Below are 8,487 nucleotides of genomic sequence, written 5' to 3'. Positions count from 1 at the left end.
GCTGTTCCTCTCATGATGCTTGAGGCCGATCGCTCGGACCTCGTTTTCAACACCATCATTCTGAGGGACAGCCACCCAAAATGGCTATTCGAAGCGCCGGCCCATTACGGCATCTAGGGCAGTCGCCTGTGGATCAGACAAATCCGCACGAATGTCGGATTCATCCCGATCGATCCCGACCACCTCGTACCCGTCTTGCCGGCAGCGATCGGCGATCGCGCGCCCTATTCCGGCTGCTGAACCCGTGATGAGAACGCGTTGCTGGCTCGTCATGATTTGACCGGGGGACTATTGGAGTGATGGAAAGGCCCACAACCCGGAGCCGAAACGCGAGCCCTACTCAATAAGAGGCCGCAGGGCTATTACACTTACTATCAACTTAGGCAATCAAGCGCTTCACTGCCGGCCGCTTTGTGGCGGTTCCAGCTATGTTGGAGCCCCGGCGTGCATTTCACGGCCGGGCCGGAGGCGTCGCGAGCGGGCCTCGTCGAACATCTCGTCGCGCTGGGTGACGCGGTCACGAAGGGGCAGCGTGTCGCGCTGCTGCATCCGACTGCAGGAGCACGCGGTGGGTAAGACGTGATCCTCAGTCCGATGCCCGGCTATGCGCTGCGCCAGACGGAGCACGCCTTCGCGACACCCAATCAGTTGATCGGCAAGGTCGGCACGCCGATGCAGAGATAATTCGTGAATTATGGATTGGATGAGGCTCCGCCACGCCTCATGGTCTTAATGACATAATGCGTTCCCGGGGCTTTCAGCCCTCGCCAATCGCGTTGGCTGGCGGCCGAGCGAACGTTCCGTGTCCTCGCCGCTTCGGGCTCGAAGGCGTCAGTGCGACCGGTCCTGAGCGGCGGTAACTCATTGCACGTGTTGGCCTTGCCTTGATCGTTCTGCGGCTGCTGGGGTTGAAACAAGTGCGATGGCGATCGTTGAAAGCGTGAGCTGGGGTTCATTATGTCGATGATGTACACTTAGACTACAGCCGAGCGCGTCGCCGATGCTTCATCGCGAGCGAGCGGGTGCCAACTAAGAGGAGGCCCGTCACAATGAGGGCCGGCGTCGACACGCAAATTGCGAACCGTTCTCGCCTCCCGTTCTGGGCCGGCGTGTTCGTGACAATTGCCTGTCTTGCGATTCTCATCCTTAGCGGCTGGCGAGAATGGTCAGCGCGCGAAGCGGTGCTGGAGAATGCCGAGATAGACATGGCCAATCTCGCCCGCTCGCTTACGCAGCACGCCGAAGATTCGGTGGAGCTCGCCGACGCGACGCTCCTTGGACTTGCCAATCGCCTGGAATCAACTGGCATTGAGTCCGAGGCCCTAGCGGGCCTTCAGAGCTTCCTAAACGATCGTCGAACCACGCTAGGCCGTATCCGCGGCCTCTTTGTTTATGACGAGATCGGCGAGTGGGTCGCGACGACGGAAAGCGTAAACCTCGCCGGGCTGAACAATAGTGACCGCGCCTATTTTCAACATCATCGCGATATCGACGACCGCCAAACTTTCTTAGGCCCCCCTGTGCAAAGCCGATCGGGCGGTCAATGGATCATCACGATATCGCGCCGCTTCAATCACAGGGATGGCAGGTTTGCCGGCGTGGTTGCTGCGACAATCGACGTCGCCTATTTCGCAGAATTTTATAGGAGATTTGATATTGGGCCACGCGGCACCGTCACGTTGCTCAACAAGGACGGAATTCTGCTTGCCCGAAGCGTCGGTGACGGCAGTTTTGTAGGCAGGGATCTGTCGACGACCCGTCTTATTCGCGAACAGATCCCTCGCGCTTCATCGGGAACATACTACTTCCGCTCACCCTTGGACGGATTGCAGCGGTTGAGCTTCTACAAAGTGAGTGATCGCTTCCCGTTCGTCTTGCTCGCGACACAAGCGGAGCACGACGTGCTTGCGCGCTGGCGCCAGGGTGTGATCACACGTGTAGCCTTCGTCGTTGGGCTCGCCCTGTTCATTGCTCTTGTCGGTATCCATCTCGTCCGGCAGCTCGTCGCACGTCAGCGTCTTGCCGCTGCAATCGCGGCAAAGGAGGCTGACTTTCGGCTCCTGGCTGAAGAGTCCAGCGACCTGGTGACCCGTATCGATTTCGACGAACGCATTCTTTATGCGTCTCCAGCCTCAGCGCGCGTTTTGGGTTGGGCCCCCGCGCAACTTGTCGGAACCTCGGCTTTGGCGGGCGTCAATCACGAGGACCGACCACGAGTCGAGCAAACGATTGAAGCGCTGAAGCGAGGTGAGATGGACGAAGCGCGAATGCTCTATCGCATTCGCCATCGCGAGAAGTCCGAGATCTGGGTCGAGACGACAATGCGCCCAACCAGGAATTCGGACACTGGTCTTATCAATGGTTTCGTTGCTCTCTCCCGCGATATGACGCAACACAAAGACCTTGAGGCGAAGCTCGCCGTTCTGGCCGCCTCCGACGGGCTCACAGGCCTTGGCAACCGTCGCTGCTTCGACGAACGTCTAGAGCAGGAATGGGCGAGAGCGCGCAGGGAAGGCACTCCTATTTCCCTGCTGATGATCGATATCGACCACTTCAAGATGTTCAACGACCAGTTCGGACATCAAGCGGGAGATAGCTGCCTGCGGACGATCGCTAGCGTACTGGCTAACCAGGCTCTGAGGTCGGCCGATCTTGCCGCCCGTTATGGCGGAGAAGAGTTCGCTCTTCTTCTCCCGAATACGGATTCCGACGGGTGCGAGCAGGTCGGGACCAGGGTTCTAGAGGCGCTCCACGAAATCCAGATTGAAGACGGTAGTGTCGCCGCATGGCGCACAACGGCAAGTATTGGCGGCGCTACGATCTGGCCCAATGCCGCGACCACGACCAACCATGCTTCATTGGTGGAAGCAGCCGATCGAGCACTATACGCGGCTAAGAATGGCGGTCGCGATCGCCTGATGATGGCAGGAAAAGTGATCCGCTGGCCCGGGGCCAAAACTGCATAACGCATTTTGAAGCGGCATTAGGTAGCAAAGACCACCAAAGGCTCACTAAGCATCTGAATTGTAGGGGTTTCTAGCCTCTCGGCATTGCCAAAAATGGTACGCGTGGAAGGCGTCGTTCGACAACCTGCCAGCACTGTCCTCATCGGTTCCCAGACGCGCCGGGACCTTACCCATTAGCAGACGTTCCGAAGGTCGAGGGTGGGTCGAAAGCGGAAGTCGCTAAGCTGCCCGAAAGCGGGCCTCCTGGCCAAGGCGCTATCGCCTCATCGAGCGTCTGCTTCCGGACCGAGATCGAAGGGTAGATGCGGAGCGGGCGCGCGGTTGCGAGGCGGCCGAAGTCTGCTCGGGTAACGGGGCGGTGAAATCGGGCCGGGCCCAACACCCCGGACCAATGTAGGCGGCGAGCAAAATATTGGCCGAAAGCAACAAGAGGCAGCACGGTCAATCGCGTATCGATCCGGCGAAGCCCGCTCTGCCACGAGGAACTGTGATGAATTACCCCACGAAGATTGCCCCGTTCGCGATCTGCTTGGCTCTGGCCGCTACTGCGGCACAGGCGCAGGCCGCGCCCAAAGCCGAGAGCGTTGCTGGCGATTACCTGAAGATGAGCAGCCTCGATACTGTCGAAGCTGATTGGGCTCGCCGCCGGTCGCGCCGGCACGCCTCCCGGGGGCACCGGGAATACCGGGTGTATCACCGCACCGCGACCGTCTCCCGGCCACACCGCCGACTGCGCTCGCTGGCTGTCCCGGTGCTGATGCTCGGCGGCAGCGGCGGCTCGTCCGAGATCTGCTGGATTCAGAACGGCGTGGTGCTGTGCCCATGAACCCGCACCGGATCGCCTTGGGCAAGGCCAACAGGGCAAGTTCGCGCCCTGTTGGAGTAGCGTCGCGACATCTCGCGTGTCGAGATTGCCGAGCGCCTGAGCCTCAGCGCGATGGCCGTGACCCGGCACGTTGCCGCGGACGTCACCAAGATCGACGCAAGGCTCTTTGCCAAGTGCTTCAAGGCTCAAGGTTTAACTGAGAGCGGCAGGTCTCCACGGATAACTCATGATCGGGGGCGCTCCGACAGCCGGATAGGTCAATTCCCGCTACTCGACTGCCGACGTTATCGAACTGCCCGGAAGCAGAATTTCATAATGCCAGCTCAGAGTCGATTTTKCTCCTTCGATCTCGGTCCGGAAGCTGACGTTCGTTCGGACAATAGTGCGAGAGCCTGCGCCGACTATCGGTCGCGTCGCCGTTAACCAACGCCGTGCATCCCGATCGACTCCACGCCGTTCCCCTGGCATGAGCTCGGATCATGCATCGGCTCATATGACAGCGCTGACTTGAACCGCGACGCCCACCTGGATCGTCGACGGTTCCCGCTGCCCGATCATGACAATCCCCATACCGGACCGGACTCCGAGCATGACCATGCCGTTCATCACCATGGGTTTCAGCTTCCGTGCCTTCGCCGGGGGCTGGGAAATACCGCTCTCCCTCGTCTCGAGGGGAGCGCTGAGCCATGGAGAGGCCCGGCCAGCACTTCTTGCTTTCGCCCAAGGTCCGCGACCTGACGATCACCGAACTCTCCCGCATCCAGGAGAGGACGGCCTACAAGTGGTTCCGGCAGGCCCGTTGGCCTGAGACGGACGGCGAGGCCTACTGCCCGCATTGCGGGAACCTGCGCTGCTACGAGATGATCCGGAGCCGCTTCAAGTGCTCCGCCAAGGAATGCGGCTCCGTCTTCACGGTGACGTCCGGGACAGCGTTCGCCTGGCGCAAGCTGCCGTTCAAGAAGATGCTCTTCGCGATCTGGTTCGTCGCCAACTCCGTCAAGGGAAAGGCTGCCCTCCAGCTCTCCAGAGAGCTCGGCGTCCAATACAAGACGGCCTGGGTGCTCCTGATGAAGCTCCGGGAGACCGTGGCGTCGCGCCGCGAGGAGATGGTGCTCGACGGCGAGGTCGAGATTGACGGCAAGTACGCCGGCGGCCACGTGCGGCCCAAGAACAAGGCCGAGGATCGCGTCGATCGGCGCCTGAAGAAGAACCGCAGCCCGGACCGCCTCTGCATCCTGGCGATCCGGCAGCGGGGCATGTCCGGCCGGACCTTCACCCGAGTGATCCGAGAAGAGGACGGCGATGCCGCTTGGGCTGCGGTTCGCGACCACGTCTCCCGGAACGCGAAGGTCTTCGCCGACGAGCACGGGAGCTACAACGATGTCGTCGGCCTGAACCGCATGGGTCGGGTGAACCACTCCGAGGCGTATTCCTCCGAAGATGGCACGAACACCAACGTCGTCGAGAGCTTCTTCAGTCGGATCCAGCGGGCCTATGTCGGCATCCACCATCGCTTCTCGACGCGATATCTCGACTGGTACGCGGCCGACATCGCCTGGCGCGAAGACACGAGGCGGATGAGCAATGGCGGGCTGACGCGTTCCCTGCTGGGGCAGGCGCTGAGGCGACCGACGTCGCGGTACCTGTGCGGCTATTGGCAGGGCAACAAACCGCCCGAGCTGATCTGGGATGGAAGCGCCGCAGCCTAAGCTGCGATCTCCCATAGGTGCTTTCGGCTGTCGATGGTGCCCGCTTGGCGTACGCGGCCGCGCTTGGTCAGGGCGATCAAAGTGGCGGAGACCTGCGTCAGGAAACGCGGCATAGACGGATCGTCCGCATCGGCACCGTTGCGCTCTACGATCCGGAAGGTGCAGTCCGCCGTCGAAAGCGGGTGCTCCGCCTCGCGGAKCACCTCGAGGATGGCCTCGTTCTTGTTGATCCGTGCGAATTCGGGAGGGAGCTGTTTGGGTGCCCTTGGCCGCTGCGGCTTCGTTGCCGCTGATCCCTGCGGGGCATAGGCCGGATCGTAGATCGCGATCACCTGGTCGATCGCCGAGACCTGTCCATCGATCGCCTGAATCTTGGCTTTCAATTCCTCGACCTCGTCAAGCAGCTCGGCGCGCTTCCGCTTCAGTTCCTCGTCAACTCTCACCTGCTCCCGCTCCGTCAATGGGAGCCGGAAGCTACCAAACCGACTGGATCAGGTCTGGTGGTTTTTGCTACCTAATGCCGTTTTGAAGCACCGGTTGTCGGACGCCAGCGATTAAGCGCGCTCCGCCGAGCCCATGCCTATGGCCAGCCGTGCCGCTCCGTCTTGGCCGATACCGTTCGGTGAGACTACTGCGACCTATACTAAGGAGGGGGCGCGATCCGAGACGTTTGCCGCTATTCCAAGATGTGAACAGCGAGCAGCATTATGTTCTCCGCTTTTAGCGGATCCGAAATGGTGGGATTGCTCCTCGGAGCGGCTCCATCACAGGTTTTCGTCGTCGGCTTTCTTTGGCGATTCTCACTGCGCATTCCATCGCGCAGACCCGCGGAGGCACAACGCAGGGGAGCCTGGCATGCGTCAAGAACGACCAGACCGCAGGCGAAACCGGGCCCCAGCCTACCCAAGTCGCCGCTCCGTAATGTTGAGTTCGGAGGCGGACTATATTCGCKCCTGTGCCCGAGCTTGCGACCTCCATGCTGCTGCTCGTCATCCGATGGCTGAGGTCGAACTCGAGAATTTGGCTCTCGCCATTCTGACATGGGAAGCCAGAGGTGGCGGGCCAAACGGAACCTGAGCAGCGGCCCGCCCGACCACGCCTAGCCGACAAACGCCAGCGCCACTTCGTGAAGCGAGGGGCGGTCACGGATCCTGTCCGAACTCAGCCGCGTTGGCTGCGCGGCCGCATCCTCTATCTCGCCGTACCCCCCACAGCCAATATTCGGCATGGGTAGGCAAGACCACCCGAGGCCACCTAAGCAACTGAATTGAACAGGCTTTTTGATGCCTCCGAAAAATTCGGTGACGGGCGGAAGGCATCGTTCGGCAACTCCCAGCACTGCCATCTGAACAAGCCCAACGGCCAGGCCATCATCACGCCACGCATGGGACCGCCATTCGTCGAGGCGCTCGCGGTCAAGAAATTGCACGGGGTCGGACCGGCCACCGCAGCCAAGATGGAGCGGCTCGACATTTTGACAGGCGCCGACCTCAGGGCGAAGCCACTCGCCTTCCTGCAGGAGCATTTCGGGAAGTCCGGCGCCTGGTATTACAGGATCTCGCGCGGGATCGATGAGCGCCCGGTCCAGCCCGACCGGCAGCGGAAATCGGTCGGCGCCGAGGATACCTTCGCGGTCGATATCTTCGACCTCGAGGCGGCGCACTCCGAGGTCACACCGTTGGTCGCAAAGGTCTGGCGCCATTGCGTAGCGAAGGGGCTGCACGGGCGAACCGTGACCTTGAAGGTGAAGTACGCCGGTTTTCAGCAGATCACGCGCAGCCGCACAGTCGGCCTGCCGCCGGGATCAGCATCGGAGGTGGAGAGCATCGCGTGCGGCCTCCTCGATCCACTATTCCCGACCCAAAAAGGCATCCGGTTGATAGGCGTCACGTTGTCGTCCTTTGAAGGCGAACAGCACGAGGACCCGGACCAGCTCAGTCTCATGATCTAGACGGCATGTCGTCCCTCTGAACCGGATCAGTCACATGGCCTTCAAGACAGTCGAGAGTATTTTGCAGCCTGACCCGCGCTTTGCCGATCTCTGTGTTGTCCAGAACGGTGTAACCCGCCGGATGACCCTCGCGGACCATCATGACGTATTGGCTGCCTTCGGCCTCAAATGGACCGCACCGGCTGATGTGGTGGCGGGTTTCGATCGCGCGCGAAACACCATCATCTACGCCTTTTTCGACTATGACGCGAAGCGCAGGCGTTTGGTGCGTTCGAGCTGGCGCTAAAGCATCAGCTCGATGGCCGCGGCGACGCTTCTCATGGTAAGCTGCGCAATCTCGTCGACAGGGCGAGGAAGGCTGCCATCCTACCAGCGCCCATTTCTGGCTCGGTAGTGATGTCCGACCCAATCGAGGCTCTCATCCGGTGTCTGGGGCAAAGTTCGGCGGAGGGTGGCCCAAGTCCGGAACAGGATGGACCGCTTGGGCTCCTGTTCCGGGTGAAATCGTTAGCCTCCGAGCCCGTTAGATAAACAGCGGATCGGTCGAGAACGGCGCGGGCGCCGGGTCGAACAGGAAATCATCTTGGTCGAGGAAAACCTCCTGCCCGGCATTCACGAAGACCGAGATATTCCCGCGCACCGAGGTGATCGTCGTTTCGAATTCCTCGTTGACGATCGACAGGTCGGAGAATTGYAGGCCGCTGCCGCGCAGGTCGAACAGGTCCGAACCATCCTGGAAGCCGGACACCGTGTCGCCGAAGAAGCTGCCTTCCTCGCTCCAGCGCCCGGTTCCGCTGTAGACGAACAGATCCTGCGCATTGTCCAGCTCGAAACCGAACTCGTCGCGTCCGGCCTCCATCTGGTCGTCGGCCGCACCGCTGATCAGCCAATCCGAGCCGCCTTCCCCGTTCATGGATGTGCCGACCGCGCCGGCATGCAGCTCGTCGTTGCCGGCCTCGCCCGCAGCGTGTTGTCGAAGTTGTTGAAGGAGGTGTCGCTGCCGAACATGACATCGTCGCCCTCGCCGCCAAACGC

9 protein-coding genes are annotated in these 8,487 nt (G+C 61.2%); 6 read left to right on the top strand and 3 right to left on the bottom strand.

Annotated elements, in window-relative coordinates; genetic code table 11:
* Positions 1 to 84 precede the first annotated feature (84 nt).
* Positions 85 to 273: an SDR family NAD(P)-dependent oxidoreductase gene (locus tag AC1DJT_RS31060; protein WP_441508546.1), complete on the bottom strand. Its 189-nt coding sequence runs from the start codon at positions 271 to 273 to the stop codon at positions 85 to 87.
* 171 nt (positions 274 to 444) lie between these two features.
* On the opposite strand from AC1DJT_RS31060, the gene AC1DJT_RS31055 reads away from it, so the two are divergent.
* From AC1DJT_RS31055 to AC1DJT_RS31040, 4 genes are all read left to right on the top strand, one after another.
* Entirely contained in the window at positions 445 to 576 is a 132-nt protein-coding gene (locus AC1DJT_RS31055) for a hypothetical protein (protein ID WP_476770670.1), read from the top strand.
* Between the two features lie 473 nt (positions 577 to 1,049).
* Positions 1,050 to 2,966 carry a diguanylate cyclase gene (locus AC1DJT_RS31050; protein WP_476770669.1) on the top strand — a complete coding sequence of 639 codons (1,917 nt, stop codon included), beginning with the start codon at positions 1,050 to 1,052 and terminating at the stop codon, positions 2,964 to 2,966.
* Between the two features lie 490 nt (positions 2,967 to 3,456).
* Positions 3,457 to 3,792 carry a hypothetical protein gene (locus AC1DJT_RS31045; protein ID WP_476770668.1) on the top strand — a complete coding sequence of 112 codons (336 nt, stop codon included), beginning with the start codon at positions 3,457 to 3,459 and terminating at the stop codon, positions 3,790 to 3,792.
* 686 nt (positions 3,793 to 4,478) lie between these two features.
* Entirely contained in the window at positions 4,479 to 5,501 is a 1,023-nt protein-coding gene (locus AC1DJT_RS31040) for an IS1595 family transposase (RefSeq protein ID WP_476770667.1), read from the top strand.
* On the opposite strand, the gene AC1DJT_RS31035 is transcribed toward AC1DJT_RS31040, so the two are convergent.
* On the bottom strand, positions 5,498 to 5,944 hold the full coding sequence (locus tag AC1DJT_RS31035; RefSeq protein ID WP_476835562.1) for a coiled-coil domain-containing protein: 447 nt from the start codon (positions 5,942 to 5,944) through the stop codon (positions 5,498 to 5,500). The two genes, AC1DJT_RS31040 and AC1DJT_RS31035, sit on opposite strands and share 4 nt — an antisense overlap.
* Positions 5,945 to 6,885: 941 nt before the next feature.
* On the opposite strand from AC1DJT_RS31035, the gene AC1DJT_RS31030 reads away from it, so the two are divergent.
* Positions 6,886 to 7,452, top strand: coding sequence for a DinB/UmuC family translesion DNA polymerase (locus AC1DJT_RS31030; RefSeq protein ID WP_476826645.1), 567 nt, complete (start codon positions 6,886 to 6,888; stop codon positions 7,450 to 7,452).
* Between the two features lie 34 nt (positions 7,453 to 7,486).
* Positions 7,487 to 7,738, top strand: a complete 252-nt coding sequence (locus tag AC1DJT_RS31025; protein ID WP_441508543.1) for a hypothetical protein — start codon at positions 7,487 to 7,489, stop codon at positions 7,736 to 7,738.
* A gap of 237 nt (positions 7,739 to 7,975) precedes the next feature.
* On the opposite strand, the gene AC1DJT_RS31020 is transcribed toward AC1DJT_RS31025, so the two are convergent.
* Positions 7,976 to 8,365 (bottom strand): hypothetical protein, encoded by a 390-nt coding sequence (locus AC1DJT_RS31020; RefSeq protein ID WP_441492650.1) that lies wholly within the window; start codon positions 8,363 to 8,365, stop codon positions 7,976 to 7,978.
* Positions 8,366 to 8,487 lie beyond the last annotated feature (122 nt).

Source organism: Allobosea sp. 05T422_2 (genome assembly GCF_056396265.1).
This window is presented reverse-complemented; position numbering and strand designations above follow the sequence as displayed.

Coding starts and splice junctions, on each gene's coding strand:
- AC1DJT_RS31060 (WP_441508546.1), bottom strand. CDS start 273: ATGACGAGCCAGCAACGCGTTCTCATCACGGGTTCAGCAGCCGGAATA.
- AC1DJT_RS31050 (WP_476770669.1), top strand. CDS start 1,050: ATGAGGGCCGGCGTCGACACGCAAATTGCGAACCGTTCTCGCCTCCCG.
- AC1DJT_RS31045 (WP_476770668.1), top strand. CDS start 3,457: ATGAATTACCCCACGAAGATTGCCCCGTTCGCGATCTGCTTGGCTCTG.
- AC1DJT_RS31040 (WP_476770667.1), top strand. CDS start 4,479: ATGGAGAGGCCCGGCCAGCACTTCTTGCTTTCGCCCAAGGTCCGCGAC.
- AC1DJT_RS31030 (WP_476826645.1), top strand. CDS start 6,886: ATGGGACCGCCATTCGTCGAGGCGCTCGCGGTCAAGAAATTGCACGGG.
- AC1DJT_RS31025 (WP_441508543.1), top strand. CDS start 7,487: ATGGCCTTCAAGACAGTCGAGAGTATTTTGCAGCCTGACCCGCGCTTT.